This is a genomic window from Candidatus Kaiserbacteria bacterium, assembly GCA_016699245.1.
GTDB lineage: Bacteria > Patescibacteriota > Minisyncoccia > Phycocordibacterales > UBA918 > Damh-18.
In genome coordinates, this window is the sequence record CP064968.1 from 625621 (window position 1) to 647544 (window position 21924).

Consider the following 21924-nt stretch of genomic DNA (forward strand, 5'->3'; position numbering starts at 1 on the left):
ACACTATATCCATTATGCAGGAATTCACGTACACAGGTAAAGCGATGGGGACTGATTTTTCGGTTTCTATTGTGACTGAAAATGAAAGTGTTGCCCGCACTCTCTTTGAGAGTGCGGGCAACACTATACATGCGTACGAAGCGCGCTTTTCTCGATTCCTCCCCGAAAGTGAACTTTCACAACTCAATGCAACACGCACAGCAATTGTGTCTCCCGAGTTTCTTGAGGCACTTCTCGAAGCAGAACGACTCTTCGAGCTCACCCATGGTGTCTTTAATCCTTTAGTCCAAATAGATCGCTTCGGATATGTGACCTCGTTTGAAACACTTGAAAGTACGACGCCTGCACCGTCTCCAGAAGAACCATACGATATCGACTTCTCTACCACATCTATTGATCCTGAGATACGAAGCGTCATACTTAATGAGGGACAAAAATTGGACTTTGGAGGTTTTCTCAAAGGGTTCCTTGCAGAAAAAATTGCCAAAGAACTTATGAACTCAGAAAATATAGTCCAAGGAGTCATCGTGAACCTCGGTGGTGATATTCATACTCAAGGACTTGATGCCGAAGGTGCTCCCTTCCTCTTTAGTATCTATAATCCCATTACCCAAAAAGACGATTTTCATCTTCCCCTCAAAGACGCAAGTCTCGCAACGAGTGGTATCTACAAACGTACATGGATGCATGGAGATATTCCGACACACCACATCCTTGACCCTTCAGGTACTCATAACCCGGATTCAGACATTGTCTCAGCAAGTGTCGTACACGAACATGGTGGCATGACCGAAGCATGTGCAAAAGTTTTTCTCTCTCTTGGGATTCAGAAAGCTTCACAGGTACTACGGGAGCACTCCATGCGCTACATTATTATTACCAAAGGCGGTACGTTACTCACCGACACCATATGAAAACATATCTCAAAACAATTAAATTTTTACAAACCTTCTTCTTGGGTATTTCGATTGCGAGCATGCTCCTCTTACCCCTCATTCTCTCGTTTCATCCTGATTGGGTAAGTCCAGCAAACACTCTGCTTTTGTATGATATTTCACATATCTCTGTCTTCTTTGTTATGCTCATACGCCCACTTGCTGACATCTTCCTCAAAGTGAAATGGATTCGCTCCCTTGTTATTCTTCGCAAAGGTGTTGGTGTCTTTTCTGCAGCGGTCGTGATGTCATTCATCTTTTCAAAGATTATTATGGACCCGGTCGGGTATTTTAGTGCATTAGGTACTTCCGCATACTGGTCACCCGCGAACTACGCACTTCTTGCACACCTTGCAGACATTTCAGCAATCATACTTCTTGCAACTTCAAATAATCTTTCAAAGCGCATTATGGGTGCCCTATGGAAGAAGGTACAGAAACTCTCGTATGTGTTTTTCTACGCAAGTTCACTCTTTGTGTTCCTCTCATACGGTGACATTGGCCCGTTCATATCAATGATTATTATTACGTTCGTGACCATACTCGCGTACCTCACGAATAGAACACGCGTCATAGAAGCACAACAAGCTAACCCCCAAACTGTATAACATATGAAAAAACTCACTGCACACATTACACACATTAAAGACCTTTCAAAGACTGCAAAAGAAATCACCCTTACCCTTCCCGAGCAGATAGATTTCATCGCTGGGCAATTCGTAAATATCTTTATGGATATCGATGGAGTTAGTGTAAGGCGCGCATACTCAATCTCTTCGTCTGATGATTACCAGTCTCACATATCACTTTCGATTCGAGAAACATTAAATGGTGTTATATCTCCTCTCTTTTGGAAAACTGATTTAACGGGTACAACCCTAGAACTTATGGGACCACTTGGACTCAATACTGCTGACAAAATGAAAAGCCCACGTGCATATCTTTTTGCATACGGCGTCGGCGCAGGAGTCGTAAAGTCGGTGCTCGACCATGTGATTAAAAAAGGAATCGCAGAGAAAATAGTGGTTATGACCGGAAGTCGTTCAGAAGATGAAATACTGCACCGTGATTACTTTGATAGCATGGCACAAGAGCACCCCATAATTGAAGTACGTCATGTCATCTCAAAACCTGCGACCGCTGGATTCCGAGAAGGATACATCCAAGACCATATTGACGGCATTGATTTCAATAATGCCGATGTCTATGCCTGTGGCCAAGGCGTTGCCTGTGACAGTCTCGTAGAAAAAATAAAAGCACAAAACCCTGAAAACTGTCATTTCTTTATCGAAGCATTTCATTAAAAATTAACAGGAAGGACCTGTTTAAACAGGTCCTTCCTGTTGATTTTGTAAAATACAAAACAGCCGATGCCCATAGGGCGCCGGCTGTTTTGATGTCACATGGCTTTACCCTTTTTTATGTTCGTATGATGCTTTGATGAATGCAGTAAAGAGTGGATGTGGGGAGAGGGGGCGCGCATGGAATTCGGGATGGAATTGGGTACCCACAAAGAACGGATGCAGGTCACTCGGAAGTTCTGCTATCTCCATAAGAGTGCCGTCAGGAGAGGTTCCTGAAAATACCAATCCTTTTTCGGTAAGTGGCGCAATATATGTGGGATTTACCTCGTAACGGTGGCGGTGACGTTCACTAATCTCGCGTGCGTTATACGCTCGCGCGGCTACAGACCCCTTTGTGAGGACTGCAGGATATTCTCCAAGGCGCATTGAGCCACCCATATCGCCACGGGCAATCTTTTCTTTTTGCTCAGGCATGACGTCGACCACTATATGTTTTGAAGTAGGTTCTATTTCTGCAGTATGGGCATCTTTGTACCTAAGTATCGTGCGTGCAAACTCAATAACCAAAAGTTGCATACCATAGCAAATACCGAAGTAGGGAATCTTTTTTTCGCGTGCGTATTTAATAACTGAAAGCAGTCCTGGAATACCCGTAGCACCAAATCCGCCCGGGACAAGGATGCCATCAAAGTCATTCAGCTTCTTTAAACTTTTTGGATTATCCTCAAAACTTGACGCAGAAACATAGTGAATCTCTGGAGTGAGATGGAGTGCATAAGCAGAGTATTTAATCGCTTCAAGAACGGAAATGTATACGTCTGAGAGAATGAAATCGCCTGAACTAAAATACTTCCCCACCACGGCAATCTTTACCACATCCTTGCCATTCTTTGACCGTGACACAAAATTCTTCCAGGCAGTGAGGTTCACTGGCCTCGGAGCCACAATACCGAGTTGCGCACAGATAAGTGCAGAAAGATTATCTTTTTCAAAATTAACGGGAACATCGTACACACTTTTCACATCAGGTGCCGAAATGACATGCTCAACTTTCACATTACAAAAACGAGCAATTTTTTCTTTCCGTTTTTTATCTATCACCACGGGACCACGTGCAAGAATAAAATCTGCAAAGACACCAGTGCTGTTCAAGATACGCGCAGCGGTCTGCGTGGGCTTGGTTTTCATTTCCCCGATACTCGAGGGTACCGGGAGGTAACTCACCATAACCACAGCCACATGCTCCGGCATCTCGGTTTTCATCATGCGCACCGCCTCAAGAAAAAGAATGTTTTGGTATTCACCCACGGTACCCCCCACTTCGATTGTAATCACGTCAGCGTCTGCTGCTTCGCCCGCTTTTTTAATACGTCGAATCACCTCTTCGGGAATATGAGGAACAACCTCAACATTTTTTCCTCCGTACTCAAGATTGCGCTCCTTCCGTATCACGTCCTGATACACACTTCCTGTCGTCATGTAGTTGATACCAGGAATAGTCTTCCCCAAGAAGCGCTCGTAATTACCCATGTCTTGGTCTGTTTCGAGACCGTTTTCAAGTACAAAAACCTCACCATGCTCAGTGGGATTCATCGTGCCTGCGTCAACGTTGATGTATGGATCTATCTTGAGTGAAGTGACGGTTAGACCACGAGACTGAAGCAAGAGTGCAATAGAGGATGAGGCAATGCCCTTCCCCACACCACTCATTACTCCTCCGACGATAAAAATGTATGAACGTGTTTTACTTTTTTGCGCAACTGAAGTTTTTTTATTGGTCATGGTTATACACGAAGATATCTAGCAATGGCAAGTGTACTCGACACAACGCCGAGTACAATTCCCGAGCCGACAAGTACAATGAAGAGATACCCAAAGTTTTCTACAAAATAGTTAAAGATATTGAATCCAAAGAATACATCAGTTCCTGGACCAAGCCACAACACGACTGGATATAATACAAGAAGTGTGAGTACACCCGCAATAAGTCCGTAGAGTACTCCCTGAAGCACAAATGGCCCACGAATAAACATGTTGGATGCTCCCACAAGGCGCATCACGCTAATTTCTTCACGCGATGTGTAGATAGCGAGACGAATGGTATTGAAGGCAATCAGAATTGAGGCACCGATGAGAATGAGCATCGCAAAATAACTCGTACGCTCGACAGTATTGATAATATTCGTGAGTTTGTCGATTGCCTCCTTATTTTGATTGAAATTGATACGATCAATAAGTGGTGCCTCGGATGATTCTGCGGCTTGATGGTCAGTGAGGAAGGTTGCAATACTCTCGTATTGAGAAGTCTCATTTGCTCGAATCGAGAGTGACGCACCGAGCGGATTATCACCGAGTTCTTCAAGAGCCTGAATAGTGAGTTCATCGTTTTGATGCCGTTCACGGAATTGTGCAAGCGCATCTTCACGTGAGGTATAGATGACCTCACGCACATCAGGGAGACTTTCGAGAGAAGATTTCAGTACATTGATTTCGTCTTCACTGGCGGAAGTCACCATGTACACATTAATATCTACCTTTTCGCGCACCTGCACGAGTGAGGCATCGAGGAGTTGCCCGGTAAGCATGGAACTGCCCACGACGATGAGTGTTATTGCGATAACAAAAATTGCCGAAAGCGACACGAAGCCGTTACGCCAAAACCCAACAAACCCTGCTCGAATGACCCGTTTAAGACTAGTAACCATATTTATATATTGAATTGCATACTTATAGAACGTACTTACCCTCCGCATCATCTCGTACTATCCGGCCCTCATCCATGGTAATCACACGTCTCCCGAGTGCGTCGATAACGCCTTTATTATGTGTAGTCATAATGACAGTAGTGCCGAGGTCATTAATTTTTTTCAAAATCTGGACGACTTCATATGTAGCGATAGGATCGAGATTGCCTGTGGGCTCATCCGCAATAATAATATCGGGTTGATTCACAATGGCACGTGCAATAGCCACACGCTGTTTCTCACCACCAGAAAGTTCATGAGGGAAATTCCACACTTTGTCACCTAAATCTACCAGATCAAGTGCCTGAGGCACGTTCTCCGCAATCTCTTCATCGGAACGGCCATTTGCCTCCATCGCAAAGGCGATATTCTCATAGGCAGTCATGTGAGGTAGGAGCTTAAAGTCCTGAAAGACGGTACCTATTTTGCGACGAAACTTTGGCAGTGCACTTCGCGAAATAGCATGGATGTCGAGTGACTCAAAAAAAACTTGTCCTTTGGTGGGCTTATCTTCAGCAATAAGCATTTTGAGCAGTGTGGTTTTACCCGCACCTGAATGTCCCACAATAGAAACAAACTCATTGGGTGCTACCTGAAACGTTACATCGTGGAGTGCCACAGAACGGCCTGCATTGTATATCTTTGAAACGTTATCAAAATAAATCATATATCGTACCTATTCTACTGGTATGAGGGGTGCATGTCCATTACTTTCTGATGAACATGCGCCCCTCAAAAGTGGGAACACTCAAAACAGCGCTTTTATGCGCACGTTTAACTATGTTAACTCCGCCTCTGCGTCCAGAAATACTTGTATATCGCCATTAAGGACCTTGTCGGTGTCTCGCACTTCCACCTCGGTACGATGATCTTTTACCATTTGATATGGATGGAGTACGTACGAGCGAATCTGACTCCCCCATTCTATCTTCACCGTCTTTTCTATTGAAAGTCCCTTGAGTTCACGTGCGTGTTGCTCTTCGGTAAACGCAAAGACTTTTCCTGCAAGGAGGGTGAGTGCCTTTTCTTTATTTTGCTGCTGACTACGCTCTGAAGAAACGTGCACTGAAATGCGCGTGGGCGTGTGGGTTGCACGCACCGCGGTCTCACGTTTATTTACATTCTGTCCACCCGCGCCACCTGACTTTGCATACGTAATTTCAACATCCTCCTCCGCTAGGTCTACTTCCTTCATATCAACTACCTGTGGTGAGACTTCTACGAGCGCAAATGATGTCTGCCGTTTACCATTCGCATTAAAGGGCGACATGCGTACCAAGCGATGCACCCCTGACTCACGACGCAACGTCCCATACGCCTCCTTCCCACTCACCTCAAATACAATATTGCGATACCCGTTTTCATTGTTTGCATTTGAATCAAGGATGGTAAGCCCCCAGCCTCTCCCTTCTGCATAGCGCTTATACATCTCCACAAGCATACGTGCAAAATCCTCGGCATCGTCGCCCCCTGCCCCTGCCACTATAGTAATGACTGCGGGTGCTTTGTCGTATTTTCCTTTCCCTAAAGCCACATCTTTAAGAGATTCGAGTTCCTTAAACATAGCCTGAGCCTTCGCCGGCTCATTCCAAAAATCAGGCCGCACCATTGCTTCCTCAATTTCTTTTATTCTTTCCTCATGAGACTGTGCCATTTGTATGAGTATAACAGAAATGTGGCCGGCTCAAAGAGAGCCGGCCACAGGGGTGCGATTGTTACATCGCAGTATTTCAATCATGAGAACGGGATAAAGGAACATCATGGTGACGTATCATTACACTTTCTTCTGGAGTTCTAAAGAGCGAATTCTGTGCGTGAAATTATTTAAACACCTTCCACATGTCCATTTTAAGATCTAGTGGGATTGTGTCATCTGCCATTATGCTGGTTTTCCAGTCATTGAAACTGACATAATTTACGCCTAGAACTGAATTTTCTTTCTGCCAAAGTCTTTGAATGGCGCGCAAATCTTCTGCAGTACATTCACGCCAGAACACAACGACAGGACGACGAGCATCCTCAGATTGTTGCACAATATCAAAACTGGTTTGCGTGTATTCATTCTGGCGTGGATACACGACACAATCTATCATTCGGCAGATCTCTCTGAAGGCTGAAGGATTTACCTCGCTGCATCGCAATCGATACGAAACTTCAGTGCCTGACGCAGAAACTTTAGTCGCGGTGTACAAAACACCGACACGTGGGTTGAATTTACTCATCTTTCTCTCCTTGTAATGAACTTTTCGAAAATGAAGTACTACCTTCATGTGGTTCACATTAAATCACTTTTAGAACAAAAGTCAATAGATGGTGGTAATGTGTAGACACATATGGCGGTTTTCTCTATCGTTAAAGAACGTATACGCCTCTGACACACAAAATCCCCATCGAGGGATTTATCCTTAAGTTACCTCATTATTCGAAGTACATTAGTGGTGAAGGTGCCCACACTTCCAAAACCAGGATTAAACTACTGTAAAAATAGTAGTCTTTATAATTATGTAAGGAGCAATTCAGCAACAAGCTTGTCTGCGACACGATCTGCTTCATCACGAGCAATAGTCATCTTCGCAAGAATCATTTTTCTCTCATCCTCTGAGATCCCTAGTCTAATCGGTTTAGCATGTAAATCAAAATAATGTTTGGCTACTCCTGAAAGGTCTTTCTTATCGAATAGAGAAGGTGGTACCGGAGACTTCTTACCATACGAAACCAACGGCACATTTAGTTCAGTTTCCATTGCCCTCGCTACTTTGTACGAATTAATATTTGTGGTGAGTATAACAGGTGTGATGTTATTTCCTTGCAAAGCTTTTATCACTGGAATAAGGCCCTCTCCACTTTCTATAAATTCAGTCACAATGAGTGCGTCAGAGATATTTAAGGAAGACTCAGTTTTTAATTCTGCAATGTACGCACTTATCTCAGCTTCCTTTTTTGCCACTCCTAATTCTAGCTCCTTAAGAGATAATCCTTCTTTATTGCTATGTATTGACGTCCCGGCAATAAAATGGGTGGGGATTTTTGGTCGACCGGTATTTTCATAAGCGACGTTGATAATCTTCCTCACGATGAGTGCTGGGATTCTGCCAGATGTATCGTCACCAATAAGTAACTGGAATTCTCCATTCTCTATCTTTTCGAGAACCGGTTCAAGCATTTTTCCTATAGACTCGTGTAATTCACTAACGATCCGTCTTATTTCCACAACTGTCTCATCCCCAAGGAATCTAGCCGCCTGCTCTACTTGGTTAGAATCAGACTCTATCGAGAAATCCTGTGATTGTTCGGATAATTCTTCTTTATCAATTGATGATTCCCCAGACACTGTCTCGGGTACACTTAATTTTTTATTACCAAACCCTTCGTGAATCATATTATGTTTTACCCATCACTTCGTCCTTCGTGAGCCATCTCCCGGGATTGAACCGGGGACCTCATCCTTCGCTTACACCCCAATTTACAAAAAGTGATATATGGGGACTAGACTGTATCTTACGCATACCTTTCGGCGTAGCGTCCCTTGTCAGTCGTTCGGGCCTCCACCACGTGGTGATTGCCACGGTCTTAACTCCACATGAGCCGTTAACCGTTATTCAGGATTCGCTTGCCTGTTTCCGGGCAAGTGGGCAAGAAGTCAATGCGACTTACCATGGATGCGCTCTACCGACTGAGCTAAGATGGCTTCTTTCTGCTGCCGCAATTCGGTTATTGCAGACAGTGACTAGAATACCAAATTGTTTGGTTGAAAACAAACGGTATCTATACTAGGATTGTGGAGTCGCCATAAAAATTGCCGAGGTAGCTCAGTTGGCAGAGCAGTGGTATCGTAAACCTCAGGTCGCCGGTTCGATTCCGGCCCTCGGCTCAAAGATAAAAATAACTCTCCAAGGGGAGTTATTTTTATTTACGTTGTTTCCACTTCTCCTCCGACTCGGCAATCTTTTTATTAAGAAGTTCATACTGTTTCTGAAAAACGAGATATTCTTTTTCAGGAATTCTTCTCGTCTCTCCTCCTTCAGTAGTCCATTCCCACATCTGTCCATCTACCATTTGACCTCCTTCGACAATACGTGCAAGTGCGCCTCGTTGCTCGCGATATCCATTTGCATACTCTGCATTCGCGTCAACTCGATACCCACCATACGACTGAGTACGTTCCGTCACGAACTGATACTCTGGACATGAAGCAAGTGCATGGTAAAAAGAACGCGCATCATCTTCAATCGCAAAATTTACAACAAATCGTGTTTCTGAACCATCAATATGCACAGGAAATGTTTTTTTAGCATCAATGTATTTAAACGAGAGTGGAATTTTTTCCTGCTTGGCAATCTCCATAACCAAATCTCGCAATCGTTCACAATCATCAATCGACACATCAAAGTAGAGTCGCTCCTTTCCCCACTCAAATTTTCCCTGCTGTGCTAATTCTTCAGCTGGTTGATTTTTGTATTGAAACCACCACATTCCAATATCAGTTTCACCATGTTTTTCAGCAAACTCACCATATCTATCTTTCTGTTCTTGAGTACTACCAACTCCCTCTTCCAGAGTAAGTCTTTTTTCAACCCCTTCAATAAATGCGGGTGAGAGTCCACTGTATATTGATTTTTTTGATTCTCCATTTCTAATGCGTTCAACATACTCTGCAATTTTTAGTTCGCCTGGTGAAAGTGGTTTCGTTTCCATTTGGGGTTTAAAATGTTCCGTCATGAATAAAAGTATATCATTTCAAATCAGGATCTGAGTGCGATGCTCGGAGATAGCTCAAAGAATAAAATTAGGACATCAGGTGTCCTAATTTTTGAACAAGACAATCGGAAATCAAGTCAAAAAAATAAAAAAACGCCAATGCAATGCATCAGCGTTTTCCCTAAAACAGGACACTCAACTCATATCGATTTCGCTCGCCATTACTTTCGATATAACCGAAATGATACACCGGTTGGGTTTCCCTATTCGGAGACCTCTGGGTCAAAGCGTGTGTGTTCGCTACCCAAAGATTATCGCACACTCCTACGTCCTTCATAGAGTTGAGAATGGACATTGTGATCCTATGCTTTTTTCAATGAGGTAAAATTAATTGCTTCCTCAGAGCAACCGCCTACCGCTATAGCAGACCCTCATCGTGCTTCCACCACATCAAGACCACGTCCTCAAAGATACTATCGAAATTTTTGTCTCTGTGCAAATTTTTTGAAGTTGAGCTGCGCGGTCGACCGGACTTGAGGGTCAAGTTTCTAAGTTTTTTATTCACTTCGTTCTAAAAAACTAAGAACTTCCTCCCCGGCCTCACTCATGGCAAAGCCATATCGTTCCGGCTGTTCAAGTCCGGACGAAAGTGAAGCAGTTCACTTTCTTGACGCGAGGGGTTTTGGCGGTCGCGACTTAGGGTCAAGTTCTAGTTTTATCACTGCAAAAACTAGACTTCCTCCCGGCCTCACTCATGGCAAAGCCATATCGTTCCGGCTGTTCAAGTCCGGACGAAAGTGAAGCAGTTCACTTTCTTCGACCGCGCATATGAAAAAACCCCTTTCGGGGTTTTTTCATATGCGCGGTCGACCGGACTTGAACCGGCAACCTCCCGCGTGACAGGCGGGTGCTGCTAACCAGTTGAGCTACGACCGCAAATGAGGAGGATAGGGTGAGCTTGCTCACATTATATCTCCGAGTGCAGCGGTGGAAAGATTTCTCTTATGACCGCATTTTTACAAATTTATCAAAAACGAGCTTTTTTCGTCTCAAATACAATTTGTAGGATGTATTATACATAATTTCATAAATTTTCAAAGCATCTTTAATAGAAAGTGAAAGTCGGGCATAATTCCCTGTTTTTGAAGAATATAGACTACCCCTTAAGACACCTCGCTCTTTAAGTGAATCATGGAGTGATTTTAAGTACTCATATGAGCCACTTGTGAATGATACTTGGATTGCCGTAAGAGCGGTCTTTCGATTTTTATGTACCATACCAACCCACACGTTGCCATCACCATCAAAATATCCTCTTACAAAATCTCCAAAATATTTTTCAGGTACAACAGGTAACTCCATCCGTTTAGTCTTATTGGGAAATAACCCGAGAGTGCCAAGATCAGTAAACCACTCTTTACTTCCAATCTGAATCCTGTGTACACATCCCGTGGAACTCAATCGAGGAGAAATTTTATGCGCAGACTTCATACATCTCTTCATAGAGACCAGTAATGACTTATCTGCCGTATATATCGCAACATAATGATTTCCTCTTTTCGTCTGTACGATATTACCATCCGCATATAAAAATCCAAGTATATACGCCATGTCAGATGACCATGTCTTGAAAAAGTTTTTGTCATAGATCAATGGTATTGGCATACAACCATAATACAACGTGACAGTATATTGCTCTACACTTGATTATGGATAATGATGCATATCGCGAACCGATCGTTCCCTCCCGTCGACAGTCAAAAACCGCTCTTGCGAGCGGTTTCCTTTGTGTCGACGGGAGGGAACGAACATTACATGTTCAGTACAGGTTGTCGCTCTTTTTAAAAAAAGAGCTGGCAACCTCATCGTTCCCTCGCGAACAGTCCCCCGGACTGTTCTCCGTCGACCCAAATTAAAAACCGCCTTGGGGCGGTTTGAAATTTGTGTCGACGGGAGGGAACGAACATTACATGTTCAGTACAGGTTGTCGCTCTTTTTAAAAAAAGAGCTGGCAACCTCATCGTTCCCTCGCGAACAGTCCCCCGGACTGTTCTCCGTCGACCCAAATTAAAAACCGCCTTGGGGCGGTTTGAAATTTGTGTCGACGGGAGGGAACGATCCTCCGACCTTAGCTTTATGAGTGCTACGCTCTAACCAACTGAGCTACGTCGACAGGGGTGAAATAAGAGTGATTTTAATATTCTTATTCCTGGACAATCGAAACTTATATGATTTTATACAAGTGAATTGTGAAGAGAGAATACCATCTCTCTCCCTTTCCTTCAACCTAGAGTCGACCCATTGCTTTGAGGATTTCTTCTGCTTTTCCTATATCTTCCGGATAGCCAAGTGGAATCCAAAGTTTTTGTTCGAAAACAGTCACGGGATTATGTTGCGCAAATTGCGTGAGCATGTCTGTCACATACAGTTCTCCACTTGAAGATTTCGACGTGGTGTATTCAAAGATTGACGCATCAATGACAAATCCTCCAATGTTAATAAGGTTTGACGGTGGATTTTCTGGCTTTTCAAGAATTGCACTGAGTGTGCCATCTCCATTAAGCACAAGTACTCCGTAACGCTCGGGAGTCGCCGAATGCGCACTCAAAATAGCGTAATCACTCTGTACCGCTTGTGCAAGGGTCTCGCTTCCGTGGATATCATCACCGTACATAAAGAGAAACGTATCTTTGAGTACATCACGTGCACATAAAAGTGCGTCGCCAGTGCCTCCTGCATGATTTTCCTGCTCTCGGTATATCACCTTTCTACCGAGGTATGTCTCTCCACAAGTAGCAATGATCTGTTCTTTCAGGTACCCCACAATAAGTACGAGCTCATCTATTTCCTCCGGCAATGCCTCAACAATATGTTGAATGATTGGTTTACCACCCACGTGTATGAGTGGTTTTGGGCAGGTATTAGTAAGCGGACTCATTCGGGTACCTTTTCCCGCACAGACAATAACGCATTGCATACAAATGAGATTATTCTATATCTGCTTATACACAGAGAGTAGTGTTTCTGCTTTTGTAATATCCTCGGGATACCCTATAGGAATCCAGATTTGCTGTTCTACAACAGCAATGGGATATTTTTTTGCATACCGTTCAATGACTTCACTCAAGTAGTACTCATCGTTTACGGGGGTCTGTGGTTCGAACTCAAAAATATGATCATCGAGGACCATGGCCCCCGTACTCGCACAATTAGACGGTGCGTGTTCTGGTTTCTCTATCATAAGCCCCAGTGTCCCGTCAGGATTGCGGACAACAATACCAAATTTCTCAGGCTGAGTAACTGAAGAAACCAAAAGTGAACGTACATACGACGTAGCCCTCGCGAGATCTTCTCTTCCATGAATATCATCTCCAAACATAAAAAGAAATCGACCGCGTAAATGATCCTTGCAAAGCCAGAGGGCCTTTGCGGTTCCTTCAGCAACAGGTTGCTCAAAGTATGTAACCTTTCTTCCATGAAAAACCTCACCGCAATACTCTCGAAGCATATTTCCTCTATATCCAACTACAATGATGAGTTCATCTATAGAACTCGGGAGTGCTTCTACAATGTAATCAATAAGTGGTTTACCGTGAACTTTCACGAGTTGCTTCGGTCTATCTTCTGTTAAAGGGCGCAGACGCTTCCCGTTTCCGGCAGCTAAAATGACACATTGCATATGGTCAAAATTGTAGCATATAAATCATATTCGTGAATATCTATGTATGGAGGAGTGTTTGTGTCTCACAGAGCGCCTGTCTTAACCCGCAACACGAGAAAAGCTGGGACTTACGTCCTCGGCTTTTCAATCGTGTTGCGGGGCCCGGACGCTTCGCTATCGAACCTACTCGGAAACCCACGGTTTTCCGACGTTCGCTCATTCTTCGCTCACTGCCTTCCTCCACGGGGAAACCAGTTTCCCCGACCCCCTTCTCGGTGCGATTCTGGGCCCCGCAGAATTAGTACATAAAAACACCAGCTTAAGCTGGTGTTTTTATGTACTTGTTGCGGGGCCCGGAATCGAACCGGGGTCTGGAGGTTATGCGCCCCCCCCCCCCTTTCGTTTCTTGGGGGGCCCCCTCTGTGGGGCTGGCCCCCCCCCCCTCCCGGGCCCCGCCGGGCGGGGGGCGCCCCCCCCCCCCTCCCTCCCCCCCCCCCCCGGGGGGGGGGGGGGCTCGGCGGGGGCGGGCGGGGGGCGGGGGGGGGGCCCCCCGGGGGGGGGGGCGCTGCGGGGGGGGCTCTTGTGGTCCCTCCCGGGGCCCCCGGCCCCCCGGCCCCCGCCCCCCTCTTCTCCCCCCCCCCCCCCCTCGGGCGGGGGGGATGACTCACTGAGCCTCCCGAGGTACCTCTCCTCTACCCCGCTATGTAAATGCTTGTGCATTTTGTGTATACGCATTGCAAAAATGCGTATGTAGAATGTACCGCATGTTGTCGATATATGCAACTTACACAACCCCAAATTCGCGGAAGACGCGCTCGAAACGCATGAGGGTGTCTTGGGCGGAGCGTTGGGTGAGGACGAAGTCGCTACCGACGTGTGCGATTTCATTCCGGATTTTGTGTGCCTCCCACGCATCTTGGAGCGTCGTGAAAGAGGTAGTATTTGCTGACTTGAGTTTTTGACCTATGCCCTGCCCTACGTACCCCGCATTCGTAAGTGTTTCCTCGAGCATGATATCTGCTTCAATAATAGCAATTCTCCATGATTCCGGATTATGATCTGCAATTTTTACTTGAATTGCATCCCACCGCGCATTCTTTGTTTCGGGAGCATCGTGCTGTGCAGCCCATGCTTTTTCAGCAGCGCGAAGAGCCGTCTGTTCTTCAGCAGAGAGCTCACCATATTGTATTTGTGCATACACAAACCCGGCGAAAAAGAGGAGTGATACAAGAAGCGCAAGAAGTGAGTAGATATTCCACCAAAAAGAAGCCGTATCTACGAGCACATTCCAATTACCACCAAAAACATTCTCAAAGAGAACTCGAAAGACACTAAAAAAATCTAATCCGTCTGAGGTGTTCATGTTTCCCATAGCACTATTCTACACTACGAAGCGATGTTGAGCGTCGTATCGTATGTGCGTTTCCCAAAATCAAAGAGTCGTTCATCGCCTGCATGGGGTGCGATGTATTGAATACCCACTGGAAGTGCGACGCCATCACGCACAACCGTGCCTCCGGGGATAGAAATTGCAGGTACACCAATAAGATTTATGGGTACCGTGAAAATATCTGCAAGATACATAGAGAGCGGGTCGCTCTTTTCACCAATTTTGAAGGCTGGTGTTGGTGCGGTAGGAGTTATAATGAGGTCAACACTTTCATATGCCTTTCCGATTTCCTCACGCATCATCACGCGCACATGCTCTGCCTTGCCGTAATACGCATCGTAGTAGCCGGCTGAAAGTACGTAGGTGCCAAGGAGAATACGGCGCTTTACCTCGGCACCAAATCCTGCTGCGCGAGTCTGCATATAGTCTTCAAGCAAATCCTTTCCCTCCACGCGAAGCCCGAAGCGCATACCATCGTACCGTGCAAGATTCGAAGAAACTTCTGCCGGCATCACAATGTAGTACGCGGCAAGTCCCTTCTTCATAAGTGGAAGTGACACGTCCACTATCTCATGACCTGCTTTGGTGAGTTTTTCTACATTTTCATTAAAAAGTGCGAGCACGTCTGCATCCATTCCCTCTCCAAGGAAGTCCCGCGGAACACCAATACGATACTTTTCTTTAAGAGGGACTACGGGGAATGTGTCCTCATCTATCGTTGTTGCGTCATACCTATCCTTGCCATGGAGTACATTAAAAAGAATCTCGGCATCACCTACAGAATTAGTAAAAGTGCCAGCCTGATCAAGAGAAGAACCCATGGCAATAAGTCCATGTCGGGAAATACGACCGTATGTGGGTTTGAATCCTACATTCCCACAGAAACTCGCAGGAAGACGCACGGAGCCACCCGTATCGGTGCCGAGTGCTGCCACGGCCGCGCCCATGGCGACTGCCGCACCAGAACCACCAGAAGAACCACCAGGAACACGACTGGGGTCGATAGGATTTTTCGTCATGCCAAAAGCAGAGTTTTCGGTCGAAGAACCCATCGCAAACTCATCGAGATTCGTTGCACCTACAAAGACTACTCCCTGTTCTCGCAAACGGTTAATAACGGTGGCGTCGTAGGGGGCGGTGTAGTGCTCAAGCATTTTTGATGCTGCGGTCGCACGCTTTCCCTTCATGAGAATATTGTTTTTGATTGCAAGTGGCTGACCAAGAAGTATAGGAGTATTCGCTCCCTCTTGGGCATAGCGTTCGGTTGCTTTTTGTGCGTCTTCACGTGCATCTTCATACACATCGAGGAATGCATGAATTTCTGGATCACGAGTATCAATAACCGCACGCATGTCGGTAAGCGCTTCTAGTGGTGTGTATGTGCCTGCAATAAATTGCTTGCGGAGGGCTGTAATAGTAGTCAACATAATCATTACGATTTATCACCGAGTATCTTCTGAACCTTCACATACCGACCATCACGCTCTGGTGCTTGCGATAAAATATCTTCTGTATACATATCGGGTGCATGAGGATTTTTGTCCTCGCGCATCACATTATAGAGAGCGCCTACTTTCTTTTCTCCAGCACCACTCCCGGTGATTGCCTCGATTTCGCTCACATAGCCTAAAATACTCGTAATATCCTTCGCAAGTGCATCGGTTTCTGTATCACTGAGCGCAATACGTGACAACTTTGCAAGATGTTCTATATCTTCTTTTTTCATAATATATGTGGGCTATAGTAGCATCTGAGGCTTAAAGTTTCCAGAATACAAAACCACGACACTGTTTTTAAATTATTTCAAAAGAGCGAGGAATTCTTTTTCATTTAGTATGGGTACGCCAAGGGATTCTGCTTTTGCTACCTTCCCGCCTGGGTCAGTACCCGCTATCACATAGTCAGTCTTTTTTGAGACAGAACTCGTCACATGCGCGCCCGCTTCGCGGGCGCGTTCTTCTGCCTCCTCCCGACTCATACTCGCAAGTGTCCCAGTAAAAAGAACAATCTTTCCTGAAAGTAGCGTGGCGGCACGTGGTGTAGCCTCTACCTTTTCAGTTTGAATATGCGCAAGAAGCGCATCAAGTTCATGTTGATGGTTTTTATCTTCAAGCCATGACGCAAGAGACTCTGCCACAATCTCCCCTACTCCGTACACACCTGCTAAATCTTCTCTTGAGGCGCGACGTATTTTTTCTATACTCTTAAATTCCTCTGCAATAATGCGGGCAGTCTCCTCACCCACATGCGGAATAGAGAGAGCAACGAGAAATCGGTAGAGTGGCACGCTCCGTACCTGCTCAATCGCAGTGATTACATTTTGCGCAGATTTTTCTTTGAATCCTGGAAGTCCTATAAGGTCACCAGGGGTGAGGGTAAATAAATCCGATGCAGTATTGATAAGATTATTATCAAGGAAAAGGTCAATAATGCGTGGGCCGAGGCCATCAATATTCATTGCACCGCGTGACGCAAAGTAGTACAAGCGGCGGCGATGGAGTATGTCGGAATCCTGCGCGACACATCGCCATGCAGCCATCCCCGGCACGCGCTCAATGCTCCCATCCCCTCCACACTCGGGCACATTGGTAGGAAACTGGTATTTTTTTGTATTTTTTGGACGCAACTCACGTACCACACATACAATCTCTGGGATAACATCTCCCGCCTTTTGGAGAATCACGGTATCACCAATACGGATATCAAGGCGTGTTATTTGATCTTCATTATGGAGAGTTGCACGTGAGACTGTAGAGCCTGCGATGAGCACGGGGCGGAGGTGCGCCACCGGTGTCAGCACTCCCGTACGCCCTACCTGTAATACGATATCCTCCACCACAGTAGTTGCTTGCTCTGAAGGAAACTTATACGCAATCCCAAAGCGTGGTGATTTGGCAGTATAGCCAAGAATTTTCTGAAGTCGCACTTCATTCACTTTGAGTACCGTGCCGTCCATACCATAGGGCATACTATGCTTTTTGGGCACCCACTTTTTGTTGTCGGCGATTGCATCAGTAAGTGATACGCACAAATGTGCATGGGGGTTTGTGGCAAGGCCTAGTTTTTTAAGGAGAGATAATTCATCCCACTGCGTTGTAGGAACAGGTACCACTCCTTCATCAAGAAAATCAATATCGTAGGCAAAAAATGATAATTTGCGCGCACGGGTTACTTCAGGGTCGAGTTGGCGAAGTGATCCCGCTGCTGCATTGCGTGGATTTGCAAAGAGTTGCTCACCGCGCGCTTCGCGCGCGGTATTCACCTTTTTAAACTCATCCTCTCCGAGCCACACCTCACCCACCGCAATGAGCGTCACGGGTACTTTGAGTGTATGAGGGATGTCGTGTATCGTGCGCACGGTATGGGTCACGTCCTCTCCCACTTCCCCATCCCCGCGGGTTGCTGCACGCAAGAACACACCCTTTTCATATTCGAGTACTACCTTTAATCCGTCTATTTTATGCTCACTCACGTAGAATACTTTTTCTTTCCCCAATCCCTCTTTTTCGAGCACGCGCATAAGGCGCTCTTCCCACGCAACGAGTTCTGCATCGGTAAACACATTATCAAAAGACCACTGTCGCACACGGTGTTTCACTTTCTCAAATGCATTATCAGGACGCCCACCTACCGCGTCTATTGCTGTATACAGATCTGTAAGTGATGGATTCTCTGCGATGAGTCCACGGAGTTCAGACACGAGAGAATCATACGCTTCATCGCTTATTTCAGGCGCATCCTGTTCATGGTAGCGCTTTTGGTGGTGCGCAATGAGTGCCGCCAAGGTTTGGGCGCGGTCTTTGTCACTCGTGGTTATTTTGGACATACCCTATAGTAATATGAAAAGCATTCTTATGCATGTGTTGTCTAAAATCCCGTGGCAATTTTCCTCAGAAAATTGCCACGGGATTATCACCCCATCCATTTAGATACCTAGTACACCAGAGTATACTCTCGCTCAACAGTACGCAGATTTGTTCCCGCATTAACTGTTGCACAATCTTGGTTGTACCCACGCGACTGCACAATCGTACATTCGCTGTTGGCAGTACACAAAATCGGATTTCCAAGACCATCTACTCCACCAAAATCAATCCCATTGACTGAACGAATGAGGTTCATTGAATCGCTTTTATATTTGTACACACTCACATCCACACACACAACAGGGTTTGTTCCCCAATCAAATTGAAAGTTTTGTTCTTCCCCACTTACAGAAAAACCGTCATTATCGCCAGCATAACTTGCCGTACCTGGTGTATTTGGTTTACCAACGACATTCACCGCTCCTCCATTCATACAGGTAAGTGTTGGTTGTGCAACTTGCTCAGACCCATTAGCACGTACCGCAAAAGTACTTGAGCCTGTTTTAGGATAATCATGATAGAGTGCACATTCCATACCGGCATTCGCCGCCTGAAAAGCAATCTCTGAAGAATATGCAATACCCGCTAGTTGATACTGCTTTAAACTAATATTAAGGAGTGAGGTGCTAATACCAAGCAATACGCCCACAAGAAGTAATGTTACAAGAAGTGTGACCCCTTCCTTTTTTTGAATGTATTTCATCATATTAATTCCCATAGCGCTGGTAGTGGTCATATATCCATGTCTGCAGTTTTACCTCTCGGTTAATATTTTTGCTTTTCCAGGTGACGCTCACTTCAACAGGCACTCCGCCGCCCACCGCTGTGCCTATAGTCACCGTACGTGTAAAAAGACTAGGAGACCCTGTAGTGTGTGAATACACACCATTACTATCAACAAATAATTTACAATCATCAAGTACATCACATTTTATATATGGATTACTAGTATTCTCCCGTAAGAATTTGCACCCATATGGACCGTTACAATTAAGAAGAGTCAGCCAAGTGTCAGTATCCAAAGTACCATTCTGATACGCTTTTAGTGCTGCCTCATCACGCAACTCACGTATTCCTTCAATAGCTTCCTGTGCCAAAAAGACTGCGGTGACTTGGTTATTTGCAAAATATGCGTTTTGTACCCCCTTTTGGGCAATAGTCATGGGGCCTACAATCACCACAACAAGAATAGAGATTGCGACAAGTGTCTCTACCAGAGTGAAGCCTTTTGTATACGAAACATTATGCATATAATTTATAGTATATCTAATCGACGCTGTACGATGTGAGTTTGAATATTGAAATCAGTATCTGTATCGAGTCCGTTGTTCACATACCCCTTAAGTATGAAATCAATTGTTGGTTGTTTTGTGTTATTTCCACCACCACTATATGGATCAGTATTTTTTACAACAAGTTTGAAGGTGCTAATAATCACATCGTTTGCGAGGAGATTCTTCCACGGGTCCCCTTCGATTTTTTGTTGTAGAATTGTACCCCATTGCAGACGATACCCTATACGTTTGCCATCGCGTTCACGATAAAATGCAATTGCATCCTTTCCGCCAGTACAATCATTAGAAGCAGGAGCTGGAAAAGGTTGGATAGCACTACTATCAGAAGTAAAGCAATTATAACTATATCCCATGCGCATCTCACGCGTCATACTATCGAGCCCAAAGGAGAGGTTGGTCATCGCGGTGTTAAGTGCCTGCGCTTTTGCATTAGCATCGATGAGTGTAATAAGTGTCCCCGTACTCACCACCATTACTATGGCAAACACTGACAGAGAAACCATGAGTTCTATAAGTGAAAACCCTCCTCTTTCTTTATTTATATGATGTATATGAAATCTATGGTACATATTCATTATGGTTGTTTTGATACTGTAATTTGACCCAACTGTGACACAGTCACAAGAAATACGTTTGCAGTATTGTTGCTTGAGGTAACTTTAATGGTGACGTCTGAAATAGCTTCGTCCTGCGCTGGTGTAAAGTTCACACCTGAAGAGTTCCGCCCATGAAAGAGCGCCTTAAACTCGGGACGGCGGAATGAAATATCAATACCTGATGGCGTACAATCGTTTCCAGGATTAACACACACATCACTCACATAGATGGAACGATCAAGTGTTGATGTTCCGAGAATAGTCGCAACATCAGGGTCGCTGTCTGCTATATCATTATAAGGTGGTAGTGAAGAATCCCGAAATTGAAATGCAAGATAGGTCTTACTTGCAGTTGTTGGTGTACTGCCTGGAGCTGGAGTAACACTCACGCCACGTGGATAATCAAATCCTGCAGTACTTCTCACAGCGCTTATAGACTTTACCTGTGCCTCACGGATGGTGAGCGCTATCTCGTATGCAGCACCCTTCAGGAGGGTCGTGCTATCAAACGCCTTATATTTTACCGTCACCAATGCGGTCAAAACACCGATAATCGCAACCGAAATGAGGAGTTCAATAAGCGTAAAGCCACGTCGTTTGTACGTAGTGTACTTATTCAAAGAAAATGGTGTGAGTAAGGGTGAAGATATCTGCATGGAAAAGGTGTACTAAAAGAAATCCTGCGATGAAGAATGGCGCAAAGGGTACTTCACTCTTAATTGTAAGCGATGATGAAAGAAAGTGTAAGCGTATTTTTCCCCTTTTTGTGAGCCGTTCAAGACCGAGTAATGAGAGGCTTACAACTGCGCCAATCCAAAATGAAAACACCACCATTGAAAAGACCCCTTCAAGCCCCACAAGAAAGCCAAATGGAAGCGAAAGTTTCACATCTCCAAACCCAATCCACCTCCCCTTCGAGACGAACCACAATGCCCAAAAAAAGAATGCTACGGATAGACTTGCAACAACGTGTCCAAAAATAAATAATGCGTCCTCTTCCTGGCTGACTCCATAACCGAGAAATATCGCAGCAATACCAGCCACAAGTAGTGTGAGTTCATTCGGAATAATCATATGTCGCATGTCATACACAAGCATCACTACACAAGCTGATACTAAAACCAAATTGAGTGCAAGGAGTACCACATCAAAAGCATAGGTATGCCATACAAGGAGAAACAGGATTCCAGTAAGTATTTCCACCATAAGATAACGCGAGGGAATATACGCATTACATCCCTTGCACGCCCCACGGAGCGAAAGGTAAGAAAACACGGGAAGCAATTCATACCATGAGAGCATCTTCCCACACGACATACAGTGTGACCGCCCATTAAGCGACCGCCCCGTATGCAAACGATAAATCACCACATTCAGAAAACTCCCAATAATAGCCCCAAACCCAAAAAAGAATACGTACCAGTACAATGCCATA

Annotated in this window: 22 protein-coding genes, 3 tRNA genes and 1 other annotated feature; of the genes, 4 read left to right on the forward strand and 21 right to left on the reverse strand. The window is 45.2% G+C overall.

What is annotated here, in order from left to right; all coding sequences use genetic code 11:
- Window positions 1-14 precede the first annotated feature (14 nt).
- The 3 genes from IPH92_03020 to IPH92_03030 are packed head-to-tail and all read left to right on the forward strand — an operon-like array spanning window position 15 to window position 2239.
- Window positions 15-914 carry an FAD:protein FMN transferase gene (locus IPH92_03020; GenBank protein QQR64514.1) on the forward strand — a complete coding sequence of 300 codons (900 nt, stop codon included), beginning with the start codon at window positions 15-17 and terminating at the stop codon, window positions 912-914.
- Window positions 911-1543, forward strand: a complete 633-nt coding sequence (locus IPH92_03025; GenBank protein ID QQR64515.1) for a hypothetical protein — start codon at window positions 911-913, stop codon at window positions 1541-1543. The genes IPH92_03020 and IPH92_03025 overlap by 4 nt, the downstream gene beginning before the upstream one ends.
- Before the next feature lie 3 nt (window positions 1544-1546).
- Window positions 1547-2239 carry an FAD-dependent oxidoreductase gene (locus IPH92_03030; protein QQR64516.1) on the forward strand — a complete coding sequence of 231 codons (693 nt, stop codon included), beginning with the start codon at window positions 1547-1549 and terminating at the stop codon, window positions 2237-2239.
- A 105-nt stretch (window positions 2240-2344) separates the two neighbouring features.
- On the opposite strand, the gene IPH92_03035 is transcribed toward IPH92_03030, so the two are convergent.
- From IPH92_03035 to IPH92_03060, 6 genes are all read right to left on the reverse strand, one after another.
- The gene (locus IPH92_03035; protein QQR64517.1) at window positions 2345-4021 is read right to left on the reverse strand and encodes a CTP synthase; all 1677 of its coding nucleotides are present in this window, start codon (window positions 4019-4021) and stop codon (window positions 2345-2347) included.
- 2 nt (window positions 4022-4023) lie between these two features.
- Complete coding sequence (locus IPH92_03040; protein QQR64518.1) at window positions 4024-4944, reverse strand: ABC transporter permease; 921 nt, start codon at window positions 4942-4944, stop codon at window positions 4024-4026.
- Window positions 4945-4966: 22 nt separating this feature from the next.
- The gene (gene ftsE, locus IPH92_03045; GenBank protein QQR64519.1) at window positions 4967-5650 is read right to left on the reverse strand and encodes a cell division ATP-binding protein FtsE; all 684 of its coding nucleotides are present in this window, start codon (window positions 5648-5650) and stop codon (window positions 4967-4969) included.
- Window positions 5651-5761: 111 nt separating this feature from the next.
- Complete coding sequence (locus tag IPH92_03050) at window positions 5762-6637, reverse strand: PCRF domain-containing protein (protein QQR64520.1); 876 nt, start codon at window positions 6635-6637, stop codon at window positions 5762-5764.
- A 166-nt stretch (window positions 6638-6803) separates the two neighbouring features.
- Window positions 6804-7205 (reverse strand): hypothetical protein, encoded by a 402-nt coding sequence (locus tag IPH92_03055; protein QQR64521.1) that lies wholly within the window; start codon window positions 7203-7205, stop codon window positions 6804-6806.
- Between the two features lie 278 nt (window positions 7206-7483).
- A complete protein-coding gene (locus IPH92_03060) occupies window positions 7484-8362 on the reverse strand; it encodes a hypothetical protein (protein ID QQR64522.1) in 879 nt (292 codons plus the stop codon).
- A 419-nt stretch (window positions 8363-8781) separates the two neighbouring features.
- Between IPH92_03060 and IPH92_03065 the strand changes: the two genes are divergently transcribed.
- Window positions 8782-8854, forward strand: a tRNA-Thr gene (locus IPH92_03065).
- A gap of 35 nt (window positions 8855-8889) precedes the next feature.
- Here the strand turns inward: IPH92_03065 and IPH92_03070 are convergent.
- The 15 genes from IPH92_03070 to IPH92_03140 form a co-directional block, all read right to left on the reverse strand.
- Window positions 8890-9702 carry a hypothetical protein gene (locus IPH92_03070; protein QQR64523.1) on the reverse strand — a complete coding sequence of 271 codons (813 nt, stop codon included), beginning with the start codon at window positions 9700-9702 and terminating at the stop codon, window positions 8890-8892.
- A 179-nt stretch (window positions 9703-9881) separates the two neighbouring features.
- Window positions 9882-10021 (reverse strand) — a sequence feature (23S ribosomal RNA rRNA prediction is too short).
- Between the two features lie 521 nt (window positions 10022-10542).
- Window positions 10543-10617: transfer RNA gene (locus IPH92_03075), tRNA-Asp, on the reverse strand.
- A 66-nt stretch (window positions 10618-10683) separates the two neighbouring features.
- Window positions 10684-11346 carry a hypothetical protein gene (locus IPH92_03080; GenBank protein ID QQR64524.1) on the reverse strand — a complete coding sequence of 221 codons (663 nt, stop codon included), beginning with the start codon at window positions 11344-11346 and terminating at the stop codon, window positions 10684-10686.
- Between the two features lie 434 nt (window positions 11347-11780).
- A tRNA-Met gene (locus tag IPH92_03085) sits at window positions 11781-11854 on the reverse strand.
- A gap of 114 nt (window positions 11855-11968) precedes the next feature.
- Window positions 11969-12658 carry an NTP transferase domain-containing protein gene (locus tag IPH92_03090; GenBank protein QQR64525.1) on the reverse strand — a complete coding sequence of 230 codons (690 nt, stop codon included), beginning with the start codon at window positions 12656-12658 and terminating at the stop codon, window positions 11969-11971.
- Window positions 12659-12673: 15 nt separating this feature from the next.
- The gene (locus IPH92_03095) at window positions 12674-13360 is read right to left on the reverse strand and encodes a nucleotidyltransferase family protein (protein ID QQR64526.1); all 687 of its coding nucleotides are present in this window, start codon (window positions 13358-13360) and stop codon (window positions 12674-12676) included.
- Window positions 13361-14126: 766 nt separating this feature from the next.
- Window positions 14127-14714 (reverse strand): hypothetical protein, encoded by a 588-nt coding sequence (locus IPH92_03100; protein ID QQR64527.1) that lies wholly within the window; start codon window positions 14712-14714, stop codon window positions 14127-14129.
- Window positions 14715-14728: 14 nt separating this feature from the next.
- Window positions 14729-16159 carry an Asp-tRNA(Asn)/Glu-tRNA(Gln) amidotransferase subunit GatA gene (gatA, locus tag IPH92_03105; protein ID QQR64528.1) on the reverse strand — a complete coding sequence of 477 codons (1431 nt, stop codon included), beginning with the start codon at window positions 16157-16159 and terminating at the stop codon, window positions 14729-14731.
- Window positions 16160-16164: 5 nt separating this feature from the next.
- On the reverse strand, window positions 16165-16458 hold the full coding sequence (gene gatC / locus IPH92_03110) for an Asp-tRNA(Asn)/Glu-tRNA(Gln) amidotransferase subunit GatC (GenBank protein ID QQR64529.1): 294 nt from the start codon (window positions 16456-16458) through the stop codon (window positions 16165-16167).
- 72 nt (window positions 16459-16530) lie between these two features.
- On the reverse strand, window positions 16531-18558 hold the full coding sequence (gene ligA / locus IPH92_03115) for an NAD-dependent DNA ligase LigA (protein QQR64530.1): 2028 nt from the start codon (window positions 18556-18558) through the stop codon (window positions 16531-16533).
- 107 nt (window positions 18559-18665) lie between these two features.
- Complete coding sequence (locus IPH92_03120; protein QQR64531.1) at window positions 18666-19334, reverse strand: hypothetical protein; 669 nt, start codon at window positions 19332-19334, stop codon at window positions 18666-18668.
- Complete coding sequence (locus IPH92_03125; GenBank protein QQR64532.1) at window positions 19306-19848, reverse strand: prepilin-type N-terminal cleavage/methylation domain-containing protein; 543 nt, start codon at window positions 19846-19848, stop codon at window positions 19306-19308. The genes IPH92_03120 and IPH92_03125 overlap by 29 nt, the downstream gene beginning before the upstream one ends.
- A 5-nt stretch (window positions 19849-19853) precedes the next feature.
- Window positions 19854-20462, reverse strand: coding sequence for a prepilin-type N-terminal cleavage/methylation domain-containing protein (locus IPH92_03130; GenBank protein ID QQR64533.1), 609 nt, complete (start codon window positions 20460-20462; stop codon window positions 19854-19856).
- Window positions 20463-20467: 5 nt separating this feature from the next.
- Entirely contained in the window at window positions 20468-21109 is a 642-nt protein-coding gene (locus IPH92_03135) for a prepilin-type N-terminal cleavage/methylation domain-containing protein (protein ID QQR64534.1), read from the reverse strand.
- Window positions 21102-21923 carry a prepilin peptidase gene (locus IPH92_03140; protein QQR64535.1) on the reverse strand — a complete coding sequence of 274 codons (822 nt, stop codon included), beginning with the start codon at window positions 21921-21923 and terminating at the stop codon, window positions 21102-21104. Before IPH92_03140 ends, IPH92_03135 begins: the two co-directional genes overlap by 8 nt.
- Between the last annotated feature and the right edge of the window lies 1 nt (window position 21924).

What these genes read in the sequence shown, in the direction of transcription:
- IPH92_03030 (QQR64516.1), top strand. Translation starts at nt 1,547, where the DNA reads ATGAAAAAACTCACTGCACACATTACACACATTAAAGACCTTTCAAAG.
- IPH92_03020 (QQR64514.1), top strand. Translation starts at nt 15, where the DNA reads ATGCAGGAATTCACGTACACAGGTAAAGCGATGGGGACTGATTTTTCG.
- IPH92_03040 (QQR64518.1), bottom strand. Translation starts at nt 4,944, where the DNA reads ATGGTTACTAGTCTTAAACGGGTCATTCGAGCAGGGTTTGTTGGGTTT.
- IPH92_03060 (QQR64522.1), bottom strand. Translation starts at nt 8,362, where the DNA reads ATGATTCACGAAGGGTTTGGTAATAAAAAATTAAGTGTACCCGAGACA.
- IPH92_03070 (QQR64523.1), bottom strand. Translation starts at nt 9,702, where the DNA reads ATGACGGAACATTTTAAACCCCAAATGGAAACGAAACCACTTTCACCA.
- IPH92_03125 (QQR64532.1), bottom strand. Translation starts at nt 19,848, where the DNA reads ATGCATAATGTTTCGTATACAAAAGGCTTCACTCTGGTAGAGACACTT.
- gatC (QQR64529.1), bottom strand. Translation starts at nt 16,458, where the DNA reads ATGAAAAAAGAAGATATAGAACATCTTGCAAAGTTGTCACGTATTGCG.
- ftsE (QQR64519.1), bottom strand. Translation starts at nt 5,650, where the DNA reads ATGATTTATTTTGATAACGTTTCAAAGATATACAATGCAGGCCGTTCT.
- IPH92_03120 (QQR64531.1), bottom strand. Translation starts at nt 19,334, where the DNA reads ATGACCACTACCAGCGCTATGGGAATTAATATGATGAAATACATTCAA.
- IPH92_03035 (QQR64517.1), bottom strand. Translation starts at nt 4,021, where the DNA reads ATGACCAATAAAAAAACTTCAGTTGCGCAAAAAAGTAAAACACGTTCA.
- IPH92_03130 (QQR64533.1), bottom strand. Translation starts at nt 20,462, where the DNA reads ATGTACCATAGATTTCATATACATCATATAAATAAAGAAAGAGGAGGG.
- gatA (QQR64528.1), bottom strand. Translation starts at nt 16,159, where the DNA reads ATGTTGACTACTATTACAGCCCTCCGCAAGCAATTTATTGCAGGCACA.
- IPH92_03080 (QQR64524.1), bottom strand. Translation starts at nt 11,346, where the DNA reads ATGCCAATACCATTGATCTATGACAAAAACTTTTTCAAGACATGGTCA.
- IPH92_03025 (QQR64515.1), top strand. Translation starts at nt 911, where the DNA reads ATGAAAACATATCTCAAAACAATTAAATTTTTACAAACCTTCTTCTTG.
- IPH92_03050 (QQR64520.1), bottom strand. Translation starts at nt 6,637, where the DNA reads ATGGCACAGTCTCATGAGGAAAGAATAAAAGAAATTGAGGAAGCAATG.
- IPH92_03055 (QQR64521.1), bottom strand. Translation starts at nt 7,205, where the DNA reads ATGAGTAAATTCAACCCACGTGTCGGTGTTTTGTACACCGCGACTAAA.
- IPH92_03090 (QQR64525.1), bottom strand. Translation starts at nt 12,658, where the DNA reads ATGCAATGCGTTATTGTCTGTGCGGGAAAAGGTACCCGAATGAGTCCG.
- IPH92_03140 (QQR64535.1), bottom strand. Translation starts at nt 21,923, where the DNA reads ATGGCATTGTACTGGTACGTATTCTTTTTTGGGTTTGGGGCTATTATT.
- IPH92_03095 (QQR64526.1), bottom strand. Translation starts at nt 13,360, where the DNA reads ATGCAATGTGTCATTTTAGCTGCCGGAAACGGGAAGCGTCTGCGCCCT.
- IPH92_03100 (QQR64527.1), bottom strand. Translation starts at nt 14,714, where the DNA reads ATGGGAAACATGAACACCTCAGACGGATTAGATTTTTTTAGTGTCTTT.
- ligA (QQR64530.1), bottom strand. Translation starts at nt 18,558, where the DNA reads ATGTCCAAAATAACCACGAGTGACAAAGACCGCGCCCAAACCTTGGCG.